A 15,688-nucleotide genomic window follows, 5' to 3' on the forward strand; every position below is an offset into this window, starting at 1 on the left:
CGTCAGCCGACGAGCGCCTGCAGGACCGACGTGAAGAACCGCAGCCCGTCGGTGCCGGAGCGCGGCCCCTGCGGGCCGTCGGGGCCGAAGCCGGCCTCGACCGCGTGCTCGGGGTGCGGCATGAGGCCCACGACGTTGCCGGCGGCGTTGGCGATGCCCGCGATGTCGCGACGCGACCCGTTCGGGTTGTCGCCCTGGTAGCGGAACACGACCCGCCCCTCGCCCTCGAGCTCGTCGAGGGTGCGCTCGTCGGCGACGTACTGGCCGTCCTGGTTCTTCAGCGGGATCGTGATCCGCTCACCAGGCGCGTACGCGTTGGTCCACGCGGTGCTCGCGTTCTCGACGGTGAGCACCTGCTCACGGCACACGAAGTGCAGGTCGTCGTTCTTGATCATCGACCCGGGCAGCAGGTGCGCCTCGGTGAGGACTTGGAAGCCGTTGCAGATCCCCAGCACGGGCAGGCCCCTGCCCGCCGCGTCGACGATCTCGCCCATGACGGGCGCGAACCGGCTGATCGCCCCGGCGCGCAGGTAGTCGCCGTAGGAGAAGCCGCCGGGCAGCACGACCGCGTCGACACCCTTGAGGTCGGCGTCCGCGTGCCACAGCGCGACCGGCTCGCCGCCCGCGAGGCGCACGGCGCGCGCGGCGTCCCGGTCGTCCAACGTCCCGGGGAACGTGACGACCCCGATGCGACCCATCAGGCCAGGCCCTGCGACGTGACGGTCGCGGCGGCGTCGGCCTCGATGTCCGCGACGCGCACGACGTCCTCGATCACCGGGTTCGACAGGACCTGCTCGGCGGCGGCCGCGGCGGCCTCGAGCACCTCCGGCGTGACGGGGCCGTCGACCTCGAGCTCGAACCGCTTGCCCTGGCGGACGGCGGTGAACTGACCGAAGCCGAGGCGCGGCAGCGCGTTCGCGACGGCCTTGCCCTGCGGGTCGAGGATCTCGGGCTTGGGCATGACGTCGACGACGACTCGTCCCACGGGTGCTCCCTGGTTCGCGACGGGGGTTGGGTGCTGATCCTACGGCGCCGCACCCGCTCCCCCGGAGGCCGTCCGCCCACCGGTCGACGGCAGTGCCGCCGGCCGGCCGGGGTCAGAGGGTGGTGTGGGTCCAGGTGGCGGCGACGAGGGTGGCGGCGACGCGGGTGGTCCGGACGGCCCCCGGGGTCGTCGCGAGCGTCAGCGGGTCGTCGTCGAGGACCACGAGGTCCGCCGGGTCGCCGACGCGCAGGCCGAGCGGCCGCCCGTCGACCGACGACGCGAGCGCCGTGGTCGCGGAGATCGCCTGCTCGGGGTGCCACGACGGGCGCGCGTCGGCCGTGCGCCACACGGCCGCGTCGACCGCGCGCCACGGGTCCAGCGGCGCGACGGGGGCGTCGGACCCGAACGCCAGCGGGACGCCCGCCGCGTGCAGGTCCGCGAACGGGAACGCGCGGTGCGTGCGGCCCGCCCAGTGCCGGTCGGCGACGTCCCGGTCGTCGGGCAGGTGCGCGGGCTGGACGCTCGCCGTCAGGCCGAGCGCCGCGAACCGCGCGACGTCGGCGGTCGCCAGGAGCTGCGCGTGCTCGACCGACCCGCGGGCGCCGGTCGCCGCGAACGCGTCGAGGACGAGCGCGTTGGCGGCGTCCCCGATGGCGTGCACGGCGCAGCGCAGGCCGTGCGCGTGCGCGTGGCGCAGCAGCGGGACCAGCTCGTCCGCGGGCACGTTGAGCACACCGTGCGCGAGCGCGCCGTCGACCCCCGGGTACGGGTCGTGGCACCAGGCGGTGCGCGTGTTGAGCGACCCGTCGACGATGACCTTGAGCGGGCCCTGCGTGACGCGCGCACCCGCGACACGGTCACCGGTGTGCAGGTCCTCGCCGACGACGCGGTCCAGGTACGGCGGCCACACGCCTGCGCGCACGCGCACGGCCGGGTCGCCCGCGGCGACCCGGCGCCGCCAGACGCTCACGTTGTCCGCGATCTCCAGGTCGACGACCCCGACGACGCCCCGCGCGGCCGCGGCCCGCAGCGCGTCGGCGACGAGTGCGTCCTGCACGTCGTCGGGCACGTGGTCCAGCGCACCCATGAGCGGCATCCACTCCGTCTCGCGCAGGACGCCCGTGGGATGCGCGGGGACGCCGAACAGGCGCAGGCCCGCGGTCGAGACCCACGCGCAGTGCAGGTCCCCGGACACGAGCACCACGGGCACGTCGCCCGCGACCGCGTCGAGCAGGGCCGCCGACGGCGCGTCGGGCCACGTCCCGTCGCGGAACCCGAGGCCCACCAGGGGACGACCCGGGGGCGGAGGGTCGGTGCGCAGCCGCGCGGCGACGAGGTCGACGGCCTGCGCGGCCGACGCGGCACCGGACACGTCGAGCCGCCCGCGCGCCAGCGCCCACTGCGTCAGGTGCGTGTGCTGGTCCCACAGCCCCGGCAGCAGCAGCCGCCCGTCGACGTCGACGACGTCGGCGGACGCCATGTCCGGTGCGCTGCCGACCGCGGCGATCCGCCCGTCGCGCAGCACGACGTCAACGGGTGCGTCCTGCCCGAGCAGGCGCGCGCGGCGCAGGACGAGGGCGCGGGAGACGTCCACCGGGACCTCCGTGACGTGGGGACGGGACGGCTGCGTGGCGACCGTGGGAGGGGCCGCGGGTGGGGACGCTCGGAGACTACGCGCCCGCCCGACGACCCCGCCGCCGTCGGACCACCGACCCGCCGACCACCGACCGCCGCGGCGTCCCACCATCCGGGACGACCCCCGTGCGAGACCGGGCTGAGTAGTCCTTCGACCCTCCTGACGACGACTCGGCCCGGTCTCGCGGAGGCCTCGTCCCACCCACCGGACGCCTCCGGGTCGGTACCGTGTGGCGTCCGGCGGTCCGCTCGTGGCAGGGGTGCAGATGGCGTACGACCCGACGTTCCTCGGCCCCGTGGTGCCGCTCCCGGCCCCCGCACAGCCCGTGCGGGACCTGCCGTCGACGCACTTCACGGTGCTGCTCGACCCGGTCCGCCGGCTCGCGGCGGCGACGGCCGTCAACGTCGACGGCCGGGCGCTGCGCGACGTCCCGCGCGGCGACGACTGGTTCCTGGACCCGCGGGTGCCCGCCCGCGAGCAGGCGGGGCCGGAGCTGTACGCGCGCAACGACCTCGACCGCGGGCACCTGGTGCGCCGGCGTGACCCGGTGTGGGGTGCGCCGGGCGTCGCGGCGCAGGCCAACCGCGAGACGTTCGCGTACCCGAACGCGGCGCCGCAGGCGTCGGGGTTCAACCAGAGCCGCGAGCTGTGGCTGGGGCTCGAGGACCACGTGCTGGAGCACGCGCGCGTGCACCGCCTGCGGCTGACGGTGCTCACGGGCCCGGTGCTCGCCGGCGACGACCCGGTCTACCGGGGCGTGGGCCTGCCGCGCCGGTTCTGGAAGGTCGCGGTGTGGGCGCTCGACGACGGGCAGCACCTGGCCGCCGCCGCGTTCCTGCTCGACCAGACGCCGCTGCTGCCCGCGACCGAGCTCGCGGCCGCGACGCACGCGGCCGCCGAGGTCGACGCGCCGCCGCCGCTCGGGCCGTTCCGGACGTTCCAGGTGCCGGTCGCGGACGTCGCCGACCTCACGGGCCTCGACCTGGGCCCGCTCCCGGCGGCCGACGTGCTCGGCGTGACCGCACCGCAGGCGCTCGCGTGGCGCGAGCTGCACGCGCTGCCGGACGTCGACCTCGGCGCCTGACGCACGCGGCGAGCTGGATCGCTCTCTCACCACCCGGTGAGAGAGCAATCCAGCACGCACCGCACCCCGGCGAGAGAGCAATCCAGCACGCACCGCACCCCGGCGAGAGAGCAATCCACCACCCACCCCGGTGAGAGCAATCCAGCACGCACCGCACCCCGGCGAGAGAGCAATCCAGCACCCACCCCGGTGAGAGAGCAATCCAGCACGCACCCGGCGCGGAACGGGCTCCGGCAAGCGGGTCGCTCAGAGGTCGAGCAGGCCTGTGAGCGCCTCGTCGATGCGCTGCAGCTCGCCCAACGTCAGGTAGCCGACGTGCTCGCCGAGCCGCGCCTGCGGATCGACCGCGGTGAGCGCGTCGCAGAGCGCGAGCGTCGGGCCGTGGCCGGGCACCTCGATCTCGGGTCGGAACACGTACGTGTTCGCCCGGGTCGACGTCGGGACGACCAACCACGTGCTCAGGTGGTCGAACCGCGAGGCGAGGACGACGACCGCGAACCTGTCCTCCCGCTGCTCGTGGCCGCGCGCGTCCGCCGGTGCGCGGACCCGGTGGACGTCGCCCCGCATCAGCCGAGCAGGTCGCGCAGGACCGACGCGACCTCGGCGCGGTCGCCCGCGTCGGCCGCAGCGGACCGGGCGTCGATCTCGGCCTGGCGACGCCACTGCTCGCGTCGCAGCAGCGCGATCCCCTCGCGGATGACGGCCTCGACGGGCTCGTCGCGCTCGGCGCTCAGCGCGTTGAGCTCGTCGCGTGTGGTCGTGCGAACGCGAACGGTCGTCGTGTCGGCCATCGCACCAGTCTACATCTCGTCTACACGGCCCGTCGATGCCCTCACAGGTCGAGCGCGCGTCCCGTCAGCCGCTCGTACGCCTCGAGGTAGCGGTCGCGGGTGCGCGCCACGACGTCGGGGGGCAGCGGCGGCGGGGGCACGTCGGACGCGCGGTCCCACCCCGACGCCGGCGACGTCAGCCAGTCCCGGACGAACTGCTTGTCGAAGCTCGGCTGCGCCCGCCCCGGCTCCCACGCGTCCGCGGGCCAGAAGCGCGACGAGTCCGGCGTCAGGACCTCGTCCCCCAGCGTGAGGTCGCCGGTCGCCGGGTCGGTGCCGAACTCGAGCTTGGTGTCCGCGAGGATCACGCCGCGCTCGCGCGCCACGGCCTCGGCGCGCGCGTACACGGCCAGCGTCAGGTCCCGCAGCTGCTCGGCGACGGCGGGACCGACGGTGTCGACGACCACCGAGAACCGCACGTTCTCGTCGTGCTCCCCCAGCGCGGCCTTCGTCGCGGGCGTGAAGATCGGCTCCGGCAGCCGCGACCCGTCGACCAGCCCGGCGGGCAGCTCGATCCCCGTGACCTCGCCCGCGTTGCGGTACTCCGCGAGGCCCGACCCCGTGAGGTACCCGCGCGCGACGCACTCCACGGGGATCATCTCCAGGCGCCGGCACACCATCGCGCGCCCGGCGACGGCGACGGGCACGTCGGTCGTCACGACGTGGTTCGGGACCAGGTCGGCGAGCTGCTCGAACCACCACAGGCTCAACGCCGTGAGCACCGCACCCTTGTCCGGGATCGGCGTGCTCAGGACGTGGTCGTACGCCGACACCCGGTCCGAGGCGACGACGAGCACGACGTCACCGTGCCGGTCGCGCAGCGCGACACCCACGACCGAGCCGTCGGGCTCGTACAGGTCGCGGACCTTGCCGGAGTAGACGTGCCGCCAACCGGGCAGCGGGGGGACCGGGGAGGGTGCGTCGTTCACGTGCACAGTCTGGCCTGCGGCACGGGTGCGTCGCGACGTGCGACCGGGGGACGGTCGCACGTCGCGACGCGGCACTCAGGCCCGGGCGGTGCGTCGGCGCGACACCAGGACGAGCGCGGTGCCCAGCACGAGCCACACGGCTGCGAGGGCAGCACCGGACGCAGCCGGTGTACCGGTGACCGCCAGCGTCGTCGCCGACGCCGCGGCCGGAGCCGCAGCCACGACCGGCGCCGCCGGGACCGGGGTCGCGGGGACCGGGGTCGCGGGGACGGGGATCGCCGGGACCGGGCCCGCCACCACGCGGGCGTCGCCGATCGCGAGGAACGTCCCGTCCGCGGCGAGCTCGAACGTCAGCGCGGCGCGCGCAGGCGACCCGTCGGCGGCGGTGCCGTACGCGACGAGCTCGTGCTCCCCGACCTCCAGGTCCGCGGGCAGCACGCCCGCGGCGAGGACCGACCCGTCGGCCTCGACGACGGCCGTCGCGAGCAGGCGGGGCTCCGAGCCGAGGACGAGCGTCACCTCGGACCCCGGGAGCAGGCCCTGGCCGACGGTGAAGACGGACGCACCGGCGGACGGGTCCTCGAGGACCGCCGCGATCATGGGCTCGAGCCCCGGCGCGGGCGCGGTCGTCCCGATCGTCACGCGCGCCGAGGCGGGCAGCGTGTGCCGGTCACCGGCGGTGCTCGCGGTGATGACGCACGCGCCGACCCGCACGGCGGTGAGGTACCCGTCGGTCAGGGTGCATGCGCCCGACACCTCGAGGACGACCGGCAGGCCGTGCTGCGACGACGCGTCGGGAGCCGGCTCCGGCTGCCCGAGCCGCAGGGCCGGCAGCTCGCCGAGCGTGACGACGTCCGCACGCTGCGCGATCACGCCGGTGCGCTCCACCGACTCCCCGGCGGACGTGCCCGGGTCGCCGTCCTGGAACGCGACCACCGTGCACGGACCGACATCGGTCGGGATGAGCATCCCGTCCTCGATCTGGCACGGGCCCGTGACCGTGAGGGTGACGGGGAGCCCGACGCTCGACTCGGCAGCAGGGACCGGGACCGAGGTGCCGTAGACCAGCGGCGGCAGCTCGGCCATCGTGATGACCTGGGTGCGCGCGACGACCTCGGTGGTGAGGGTCTGCGCGGCGGGCTCGGTGTCACCGTCGCCCGGGTGGGACGCGGTGACCTCGCAGGTGCCCGCGGCGACGAGGCGGACGACGTCGCCCTCGACGGCGCACGCACCGGCGGCCGTGTACGTCAGCGGCAGGCCGAGGCTCGACGTCCCGGTGACGGTGAACGAGGGGTCGCCGTACGTCAGGTCGACCGGCAGGGCGCTGAGGGTGACGGTGTGCGCGCGGCGCGCCACCGTGACGTCGACGGAGCCCGTGGACTCGCCCACGGTCGCGGTGCCGGCGTAGACGGCCGAGGCGGTGAGCGGCCCACCCGACGCGACGAGACCCTGGACGGTCGCGCTACCGGCGACCAGCGCCAGGCCGGGGTACGTCGTGCCGCCGACGGTCACGTCGACCGTGCCCTCGGCGGTGCCGCTGCTCGCGCCGACCGTGACGTGCACGTCGAACGTCTGGCCGGCCACGAGGTCGGCCGGGTCGACGGTGACGGTCGTCGTCGTGGTCGCGCGCGGGACGGCGCTGACCGTCGCCGACGACTCCGACACGCCGACCAGGTTGACCGCCACGACGCGGAAGGCGACGGACTGCCCGTTCGTCAGGCCCGTGATCGTCGTGGACGTTCCCGGGGGCGTGCCGTAGGTCTCCGTGCAGACCTGCTCGGCACTCTCGGGGAGCGTGCAGTACACGGTGTAGCGCGTGATCCCGCCGGCCGCGTCGGTGGGCGCCGACCATTCGAGGACGACCGAGCCGTCGCCGGCCGTGGCCGTCAGGTCGGTGGGTGCCGAGGGGACGCGGGTGGCGAGCTGCATCGTCACCGAGCCCCGGCTGTTGGAGCTGTAGCCCCCCAGGCCGAGCTGGTAGGTCGTGCCGGCCGTGAGGTCCAGCAGCAGGGCCGCGTCGAGGCCGTACGAGTCGTCGTTGTGCGTGATGAACGTGTCGCCGGACCACAGCTCGAGGGTGTTGTCCCACTCGGGCGAGGTCGCACGGACGTACAGCCGCACGTCCTCCGTCGGCGTCACGGAGTACCAGGCGACGTTGTTCCAGACCTGACCGTTGGTCCCCGAGGGCGTCGAGATGTGCGCGTTGCTCCCCGTGAACTGCCCGTCGAGCGCGGACACCGGCAGCACCACGGCCGTGGCGCGCGTCGTACCGCCCGGTTCCGCGTGTGCCGCGGTGGGCGCGAGGGTCGCGGCGAGCGCGAGCACCAGGACAAGGGCTGCGCGGCCACGCAGGCCACGCCGTCCGGTCAGGCGGTTGTGCATGTCAGCTCCGTCGATAAGGACCTAGGTCCCCGCGAGCATGCGCGGACACGCCGCCTGACGTGCGGTTCGACCCCCGTCCCGCAGGCCGTCGCCGGGAACGCCCCGGTTCGTCGCAGCGCAGTGCACACCCCCGACGGCGGTCAGCCCCGGCTTGCCGCCAGCGCGATGTCGGTGCGGTGGTGCGAGCCCGCCAGGTTCACCTGGTCGACTGCGACGTACGCGGCCCGGCGCGCCGCGGCCAGGGTCTCCCCCACGCCGACCACCGACAGCACCCGTCCGCCGTCGGAGACCAGCAGCGGGGCGTTGAGCGGGTTCTCGGGGTCGTCGCCCGTCGTGCGCACCGCCGTGCCCGCGTGCAGGACGTGCACGCCGGGGACCGTCTCCGCGGCGTCGAGGCCCGTGATCGGGTCACCCGTGCGGACCTGCCCGGGGTACCCGTGCGACGCCACGACGACCGTGACGGCCGCGTCCGCGCGCCAGTGCAGCGGCTCGACGTCCGCCAGCCGACCCTGCGCCGCGGCCAGCAGGACGCCCGACAGGGGCGTGGCCAGGCGGGCGAGCACGACCTGCGTCTCGGGGTCGCCGAACCGCGCGTTGAACTCCACGACCCGCATGCCGCGGCTGGTCAGCGCCAGCCCGCAGTACAGGACGCCGACGAACGGCGTGCCCCGGCGCGCCATCTCGGCGACCGTGGGGCGCGCGACCGTCTCGACGACCTCGTCGACCAGCCCCGCGGGCGCCCACGGCAGCGGCGAGTACGCGCCCATGCCGCCGGTGTTGGGCCCCTGGTCGTCGTCCAGCGCGCGCTTGAAGTCCTGCGCGGGCACCAGCGGCACGACGTCCGTCCCGTCGCACAGCACGAACAGCGAGACCTCGGGGCCGTCGAGGAACTCCTCGACGACGACGCGGCCGCCCTCCTTGGCCAGGCACGCCGCCGCGTGCGCGAGCGCGGCGTCCCGGTCGTCGGTCACGACGACACCCTTGCCCGCGGCCAGCCCGTCCTCCTTGACGACGTGCGGCGCACCGAACTCGTCGAGCGCGGCGGCGACCTCGTCGAGCGTCGTCGCGACGCGCGCGGCCGCCGTCGGGACGCCCGCCGCGGCCATGACCTCCTTGGCGAACGACTTCGACCCCTCGAGGCGCGCGGCCTGCGCCGACGGGCCAAACACCGGGACGCCCGCGGCGCGCACGGCGTCCGCGACGCCCGCGACGAGCGGCGCCTCCGGGCCGACGACCACGAGGTCGACCCCCAGCGACGTCGCGAGCGCCGCGACCGCGGGACCGTCGAGCGGGTCCACGGCGTGCAGCGTCGCGCGCTGCGCGATCCCCGGGTTGCCGGGCGCCACGTGGACCGCGGTCACGGCCGGGTCGAGGCACAGCGTGCGGGCGAGGGCGTGCTCACGGGCACCGGTGCCGACGACGAGGATCTCCACGGCGCGACCCTACCGGCCGACCGCGCGACCCCCGGTCGCGCGTCCGGCGCGGCGGTGTCAGACGGTCAGCTCGTGCCGGATGATCGTCGCCTCGCGGCCCGGGCCGACGCCGACCGACGAGATCCGCGTCCCCGACACGTCCTCGAGGAACTGCAGGTACCGCTGGGCGGCCTTCGGCAGGTCGTCGACGTCACGTGCGCCCGTGATGTCCTCCGACCACCCGTCGAGGTACTCGTAGACCGGGCGGGCGTGGTGGAAGTCGCTCTGGTCGATCGGCATGTCGGTGACGCGGCGGCCGTCGACGTCGTACGCGACGCACACGGGGATCCGGTCGCGGCCCGTCAGCACGTCGAGCTTGGTGACGACGAGGTCCGTCAGGCCGTTCACCATCGAGGAGTACCGCACGACGACCGCGTCGTACCAGCCGGTGCGGCGCGGACGGCCCGTGGTGGTGCCGAACTCGCCGCCGGTCTGGCGCAGCCACTCGCCGTCGTCGTCGAGCAGCTCGGTCGGGAACGGCCCCTCGCCCACGCGCGTCGTGTACGCCTTGGCGACCGCGACGACGCGGTCGATGCGCGTCGGCCCGACGCCCGAGCCGGTGCACGCGCCGCCCGCGGTGCACGCGGACGACGTGACGAACGGGTACGTGCCGTGGTCGACGTCGAGCATGGTCGCCTGGCCGGCCTCGAACACCAGGGTCTTGCCCTCGTCGAGCGCGCGGTTGAGGTACTGCGGGGTGTCGGCGACGAACGGGCGCAGCCGCTCGGCGTGGCGCAGCAGGTCCTCGAGGGTCTCCTCGACCGTGATCGCGCGCCGGTTGTAGACCTTCACCAGCAGGTGGTTCTTCTGGTCGAGGGCGCCCTCGACCTTCTGCCGCAGGATGCCCTCGTCGAACAGGTCCTGGACGCGGATGCCGATGCGGTTGATCTTGTCGGCGTACGTCGGGCCGATGCCGCGGCCCGTCGTGCCGATGCGGCGCTTGCCGAGGAAGCGCTCGGCGATCTTGTCCATCGTGCGGTTGTACGGCGCGATGACGTGCGCGGCCGACGACACCAGCAGGCGGGACGTGTCCACGCCGCGCGCCTCGAGCGCGTCGATCTCCTCGAACAGCACCTCGATGTCGATGACGACGCCGTTGGCGATCACCGGCACGACGCCCGGCGTGAGGATGCCCGACGGCAGCAGGTGCAGGGCGTACTTCTCGCCCTCGATGACCACCGTGTGGCCGGCGTTGTTGCCGCCGTTGAACTTGACGACGACGTCGGTGCGGTCACCGAGCTGGTCGGTCGCCTTCCCCTTGCCCTCGTCGCCCCACTGCGCACCGAGCACCACGACGGCCGGCATGACGATCACCACTCCCCGCTGCCTGCGGTACGGCTCCGCCCGCACACGGACGCGAGCGGGCTCGCGGCGCGGGGGACCCGAGGACGCGCGGCAGTGACGCGTACCACGCCGAAGGGTACCGGAGTGCCGGGGCGCACCTCGGCGGGGCCCGCCGGGGGCCCTGCGCTCAGTGCTGCGCTCGGTGCTGCCCTCAGCGCAGCGCCGCGACCTCGTCGGCGGACGTGCCGCAGTCCCGCAGGAGCTGGCGGCACCGCTCCCCCTCGGCCGGCTCGCCGATCGCGTCGGCCGCCGTCGCCAGCGCGAGCAGCGCCCGCAGGAACCCCTGGTTCGGCTCGTGCGCGACCGGCACCGGGCCGCGGCCGCGCCAGCCCGCACCGCGCAGCGCGTCCAGGCCCCGGTGGTAGCCGGTGCGCGCGAACGCGTACGACGTGACGGGGTCGGCGACCCGCTCCGCGAGCAGCGCCCACACCAGCGACGACGCCGGCGCGGCCGACACCGCGTCGCGCGGGTCGGCGCCGCCCGCCAGCGCGGCGCGTGCGGCCCCGTCGGGCCCGTCGGCGGGCAGCAGGGTGGGCGCGGGGCCGTCGAGCAGGTTCTCGTGGGTCATGGCGCCAGTCTCGCACCGGGCCGCGGGGCCGACGGCCGATCGTGCGACGCCGGACCTGGGCGAACCGCCGCGACCCGGACCCGCACTCGCGTGCCGCGGGACGCGCCGTTACAGTCGAACGGCTGACCAGGACCCGACCCCGCGGGCCCCACCCCGGCCCGCCACGAAGCTCAGGGACCACTCATGATCGAGATCTCGACGTCGTCCACCACCACGACGCTGCTCGTCGCGGGGGATCTCGACCTGGCCGAGCGTGACCAGTTCCCCGAGGTGACCGCCCGGGTCGTGGGGCTGCGTCGCCAGCTGCTGGTCATCGACATGTGCCGCGTCACGTTCATGGACTCCACCGGTGCCGCGTTCCTCATCTCGCTGGCCGACGCGGGCCGTCGTCGCGGCGGGGCGACCGTGCTGCGGGGCGCGGCCGACCGCGACCTGTTCGTCCTGGAGATCTGCGGTGCGCTCGAGCTGTTCCGCATCGACCCCGACCACCGCTGCGAGCTGGGCGCCGAGTCGCCCCACGGCTCGCAGGACGCGCCCGCGCCGGCCTGACGCCGCCGCTCGGTCCCCCTACGTCTGCCGCGTGGCCGGCAGCGCGCCCGGACGCACCTTCGCCCACACCACCTTGCCGTCGCGCGACTGCCGCCACCCCCAGTCGGCGAGCCGCTCGACGATCTGCATGCCGAACCCGCCGACCCGGCCCGGGTGCCCGTCGGTCGTGACCGGCGGCGTCGGGTTGGCGTCCTCGACCTCGATGCGCAGGCCGTCACCCGTGTCGTGGAGCTGCAGCGCGACGTGCCCCCAGCCGTGCAGCACGGCGTTGGCGACGAGCTCGGAGACCACCAGCTCGGCATTCGACGCGTCCTCGATCTCCCACGCCTCGCACGTGCGCAGCACGGCGTGGCGCGCCCGCCCGATCGACGCGGGCTCGCTGGGCAGCGCCCAGCGCCGCCGCCGCGGGCTGACGGCCCCGGCCAGCTGGTCGTCGACCACCGGCACCCGCACCACGACGACGGCGACGTCGTCCTCGGGGTGGTCCGCGAGCCGCGAGAGCAGGTCCTCGCCGATGCCGGCCGCGTCGCGGGCGGTCACGCCGGCGGCGACGGTCTCCAGGACGGTCAGCCCGTCGCGCAGGTCGCGGTCCCGACGCTCGACCAGGCCGTCGGTGTAGTAGACGACGACGTCGCCGGGCTCGAGCGCGAACTCGTCGGTCACCCGCCCCCCGCTGCCGTACCCGACGAGCCGCCCGCCCGTGCCGCGCAGCTGCTGGGCGTGCCCGTCGCGGACGTGCAGCAGCGGCAGGTGCCCCGCCCGCGTGAACTGCAGGAGCCACCCGCCCGCGTCGTCGCGCCGGAGCGCGGAGTAGACCATGCTCGCGGCGCGCGGGATGCGCATGCCGCCGAAGAGCTGGTCGACCCGGTCGAGCACGGGCCCCGGTGTCGTGATGTCGAACGCGTAGGACCGCACGACGGAGCGCAGCTGGCCCATCGTCGCGGCCGCCTCGACGTCGTGGCCCACGACGTCACCGATGACGACGCTCACGGTCTGCGGGTCGATCTGCAGGACGTCGTACCAGTCCCCGCCCACCTGGGCGTCGTCGGCGCTGGGCGAGTAGTACGTCCACACGTCGAGGCCGTCGACCTCGGCCTGCTCGGGGAGCATCGCGCGCTGCAGCGTGTCGGCCAGGCGGTGCTCGCGGTCGTAGAGCCGGACGTTGTCGACGGACAGCCCGACGCGCCGCGCGACGATGTCGACGACGGTGCGCTGCGCGGCGCCGAACCCGGCCAGGCCACCGCCGCCCGGCGGCCGCACGACGAGCAGCCCGACGGTGCGCCGACGCCCCGGGACCGGCTGCACGACGACCCGCGGGTCGGCGTCGCCCACGTCGGGTCCGAGCCGCCGGGCGAGCCACCGGGCGTACGTGCCCTCGGGGTGGTCGGCCCCCAGGTCGAGCTCGACCGCGGCGTCGCGCGCACCCGACAGGAGCTGCCCCACCGGGTCGAGCGGGCAGCGCGACAGCATGCGGCCGACGGGCTCCTGGTGCCGGCCCGCGGCGCCGCGGTACGGCTGGAGGCCGTCGGCGGCCCACAGCCCGTTGTCGAACAGGAAGAACTGCGCCCGGTCGACGACCTCGGACTCCAGCAGATCGGCGATCTCGCGCAAGCCCTGAGGCTCGTCGACGTCGGTCAGCAGGTTCGAGACGCGCGCGATCAGGGACAGGCTGCGGCGTTCGCGACGTTCCTCGGCGGCGATCGCCGCCTGCTCCGCGGACGCCGCCAGCTCGGCCGTGAGGTCGTGCACGGCGGCGACGAGCGTGCCCGGCGGGACACCGGGGCCCACGGGGACGGGTGCCACGTGGGCGACGCACCGCACCTGCACGCCGTCCGCGCGGCGCAGCACCACCGGGTGGGAGGTCGGCCCGTCCCCGACGTCCCGGGCGGCGTCCGGGTCCGACGGCAGCACGTGCGGGTCGCCGAGCACGTCGACGCCGACGACGTCGCGCGCGTCGTACCCCACGGCCCGCGCGAGGGCGTCGTTCACCCAGGTGACCCGCAGGTGCGAGCGGGTGGTGCGCAGCAGCGCGACGGGGACCTGGGTCGCGCCCAGAGCCGCCTCGAGGACGCCGTGACCCACGCCACGCGTGGCGAGCGGACGTCGCAGCAGCAGGTCCGGCGTAGGCTCTGTCGGCGATCCGATGGCGTGGGAGTTGACCTCCACCACCTCCGATCGTCTAGCGTGCCGACCAGACGGACGACTCGACCACACCGGCGAGCCTCCGAGCGCCCGGAAGGAGCATCGTGCGAGACGGTAACAGCCCTTCCGCCGACGAGGACGCCGCCACGTCGGATGCGGCAGCCTCGACGGTCGCCGGCGAGCCCGGCGCCGTGCAGGTGATCGTCGGGACCGACCGTACCCGGATCGTGCTCTCGGGAGAGGTCGACGCCGACCTCGGCCCGGAGCTGCAGGAGGCCACCGCGGAGGCCGAGCAGCGCGGTCTGCCGATCGAGGTCGACGCGCACCACGTGACGTTCATGGACTCGTCGGGCGTGGCGTTCCTCGCCCGGCTGTCCATCCGCAGCGAGCACCGCGTCCGCCTGCTGCGCGTGCCGCCGACCGTGCGGTTCCTCCTCGAGGTCACCCGCATCGGCGAGCTGCTGGACGTCGTCGACGACGACAACGGTGAACCGTTCGAGCCGGTCGAGCCGACGGCCTGACGCGGGTCACCCTCACGACGACGGCCTCGGTCCCCCGTACGGGGACCGAGGCCGTCGTCGTTCGTCAGGGTGACGTCAGGCGATCCTGGTGCCTGCCGACCGCAGCTGCTGGCACGCCTCGACGATGCGCGCGGCCATGCCCGCCTCGGCGAGCTTGCCCCAGGCGCGCGGGTCGTAGGCCTTCTTGTTGCCGACCTCGCCGTCGATCTTCAGCACGCCGTCGTAGTTGGTGAACATGTGCGACACGACGGGACGCGTGAACGCGTACTGCGTGTCGGTGTCGATGTTCATCTTGATGACGCCGTTGTCGACCGCCTCGGCGATCTCGGCGGCCGTCGAGCCCGAGCCACCGTGGAAGACCAGGTCGAACGGGTTCTGCTTGCCGATCTCGGTGCCGACGGCCTTCTGGATGTCCGCGAGGATCGACGGGCGCAGCTTGACCGCACCAGGCTTGTACACGCCGTGCACGTTGCCGAACGTCAGGGCCGTCAGGTAGCGGCCCTTCTCGCCGGCGCCGAGCGCGCGGACCGTGGCCAGGCCGTCCTCGGCCGTCGTGTAGAGCTTCTCGTTGATCTCGGCCTCGTGGCCGTCCTCCTCGCCACCGACGACGCCGACCTCGATCTCGAGGATCGTGCGGGCGGCCTGCGACATCTCGAGCAGCTGCGCCGCGATGACCAGGTTCTCGTCGAGCGGGATGTCCGAGCCGTCGAACATGTGCGACTGGAACGTCGGGTTCTCGCCGCGCTTGACCTGCTCCGCCTCGAGCTCGAGCAGCGGGCGGACCCACGAGTCGAGGTTCTTCTTGACGCAGTGGTCGGTGTGCAGGGCGATCGTCACGCCGTAGTGCTTGGCGACCTCGGTCGCGTACGCCGCGAGGGCGAGCGTGCCGCTGACGCGGTTCTTGATCGTCGAGCCCGACGCGTACTCGGCGCCGCCGACGGAGACCTGGATGATGCCGTCCGACTCGGCCTCCGCGAAGCCCTGGATGGCGGCGGTGACGGTCTGGGACGACGTGATGTTCACCGCGGGGTAGGCGAACGAGCCGGCCTTCGCCCGGTCGATCATCTCGGCGTAGACCTCGGGGGTGGCGATGGGCATGGAGGTTCTCCTGATGGCTCGGGGTGCGGTACGACCCGAGTCTGCCACCACGGGCCCCGTGGCGTTCCAGGACGTCCACCGGGACCGTCGGCCGCCGCCGACCGTCACCTCACTCCCCGATCCGGCCCGCCGACGGTGAGTCGGGTTC

Annotated in this window: 15 protein-coding genes; 3 read left to right on the forward strand and 12 right to left on the reverse strand. The window is 74.7% G+C overall.

Annotated elements, in window-relative coordinates; all coding sequences use genetic code 11:
* Positions 1-2: 2 nt before the first annotated feature.
* From purQ to OKX07_RS16565, 3 genes are all read right to left on the reverse strand, one after another.
* Positions 3-698, reverse strand: a complete 696-nt coding sequence (gene purQ / locus OKX07_RS16555) for a phosphoribosylformylglycinamidine synthase subunit PurQ (RefSeq protein ID WP_265629086.1) — start codon at positions 696-698, stop codon at positions 3-5.
* Complete coding sequence (purS, locus tag OKX07_RS16560) at positions 698-985, reverse strand: phosphoribosylformylglycinamidine synthase subunit PurS (RefSeq protein WP_227576449.1); 288 nt, start codon at positions 983-985, stop codon at positions 698-700. The genes purQ and purS overlap by 1 nt, the downstream gene beginning before the upstream one ends.
* Before the next feature lie 112 nt (positions 986-1,097).
* The gene (locus OKX07_RS16565) at positions 1,098-2,579 is read right to left on the reverse strand and encodes an amidohydrolase (protein WP_265629087.1); all 1,482 of its coding nucleotides are present in this window, start codon (positions 2,577-2,579) and stop codon (positions 1,098-1,100) included.
* A 307-nt stretch (positions 2,580-2,886) separates the two neighbouring features.
* Between OKX07_RS16565 and OKX07_RS16570 the strand changes: the two genes are divergently transcribed.
* Positions 2,887-3,705, forward strand: coding sequence for a DNA/RNA non-specific endonuclease (locus tag OKX07_RS16570; RefSeq protein WP_265631946.1), 819 nt, complete (start codon positions 2,887-2,889; stop codon positions 3,703-3,705).
* Positions 3,706-3,951: 246 nt separating this feature from the next.
* Here OKX07_RS16570 and OKX07_RS16575 read toward each other — a convergent pair whose 3' ends face one another.
* The 7 genes from OKX07_RS16575 to OKX07_RS16605 form a co-directional block, all read right to left on the reverse strand.
* Positions 3,952-4,272, reverse strand: a complete 321-nt coding sequence (locus OKX07_RS16575; RefSeq protein ID WP_265629088.1) for a type II toxin-antitoxin system PemK/MazF family toxin — start codon at positions 4,270-4,272, stop codon at positions 3,952-3,954.
* Positions 4,272-4,496, reverse strand: coding sequence for a hypothetical protein (locus OKX07_RS16580; protein ID WP_265629089.1), 225 nt, complete (start codon positions 4,494-4,496; stop codon positions 4,272-4,274). The genes OKX07_RS16575 and OKX07_RS16580 overlap by 1 nt, the downstream gene beginning before the upstream one ends.
* A 41-nt stretch (positions 4,497-4,537) precedes the next feature.
* On the reverse strand, positions 4,538-5,464 hold the full coding sequence (locus tag OKX07_RS16585; RefSeq protein WP_265629090.1) for a phosphoribosylaminoimidazolesuccinocarboxamide synthase: 927 nt from the start codon (positions 5,462-5,464) through the stop codon (positions 4,538-4,540).
* 75 nt (positions 5,465-5,539) lie between these two features.
* On the reverse strand, positions 5,540-7,846 hold the full coding sequence (locus OKX07_RS16590) for a fibronectin type III domain-containing protein (protein ID WP_265629091.1): 2,307 nt from the start codon (positions 7,844-7,846) through the stop codon (positions 5,540-5,542).
* Between the two features lie 140 nt (positions 7,847-7,986).
* On the reverse strand, positions 7,987-9,279 hold the full coding sequence (gene purD, locus OKX07_RS16595) for a phosphoribosylamine--glycine ligase (protein ID WP_265629092.1): 1,293 nt from the start codon (positions 9,277-9,279) through the stop codon (positions 7,987-7,989).
* 57 nt (positions 9,280-9,336) lie between these two features.
* The gene (locus OKX07_RS16600) at positions 9,337-10,623 is read right to left on the reverse strand and encodes an adenylosuccinate synthase (protein WP_265629093.1); all 1,287 of its coding nucleotides are present in this window, start codon (positions 10,621-10,623) and stop codon (positions 9,337-9,339) included.
* Positions 10,624-10,813: 190 nt separating this feature from the next.
* Positions 10,814-11,230: a DUF3151 domain-containing protein gene (locus OKX07_RS16605; protein ID WP_265629094.1), complete on the reverse strand. Its 417-nt coding sequence runs from the start codon at positions 11,228-11,230 to the stop codon at positions 10,814-10,816.
* A gap of 183 nt (positions 11,231-11,413) precedes the next feature.
* Between OKX07_RS16605 and OKX07_RS16610 the strand changes: the two genes are divergently transcribed.
* Positions 11,414-11,779, forward strand: coding sequence for an STAS domain-containing protein (locus OKX07_RS16610; RefSeq protein ID WP_265629095.1), 366 nt, complete (start codon positions 11,414-11,416; stop codon positions 11,777-11,779).
* Between the two features lie 18 nt (positions 11,780-11,797).
* Here OKX07_RS16610 and OKX07_RS16615 read toward each other — a convergent pair whose 3' ends face one another.
* The gene (locus OKX07_RS16615; protein WP_265629096.1) at positions 11,798-13,861 is read right to left on the reverse strand and encodes a SpoIIE family protein phosphatase; all 2,064 of its coding nucleotides are present in this window, start codon (positions 13,859-13,861) and stop codon (positions 11,798-11,800) included.
* A 164-nt stretch (positions 13,862-14,025) separates the two neighbouring features.
* Between OKX07_RS16615 and OKX07_RS16620 the strand changes: the two genes are divergently transcribed.
* The gene (locus OKX07_RS16620) at positions 14,026-14,442 is read left to right on the forward strand and encodes an STAS domain-containing protein (RefSeq protein ID WP_265629097.1); all 417 of its coding nucleotides are present in this window, start codon (positions 14,026-14,028) and stop codon (positions 14,440-14,442) included.
* A gap of 75 nt (positions 14,443-14,517) precedes the next feature.
* On the opposite strand, the gene fbaA is transcribed toward OKX07_RS16620, so the two are convergent.
* Entirely contained in the window at positions 14,518-15,540 is a 1,023-nt protein-coding gene (gene fbaA, locus OKX07_RS16625) for a class II fructose-bisphosphate aldolase (RefSeq protein ID WP_265629098.1), read from the reverse strand.
* Between the last annotated feature and the right edge of the window lie 148 nt (positions 15,541-15,688).

The organism is Cellulomonas sp. S1-8 (assembly GCF_026184235.1).
Lineage (GTDB): Bacteria > Actinomycetota > Actinomycetes > Actinomycetales > Cellulomonadaceae > Cellulomonas.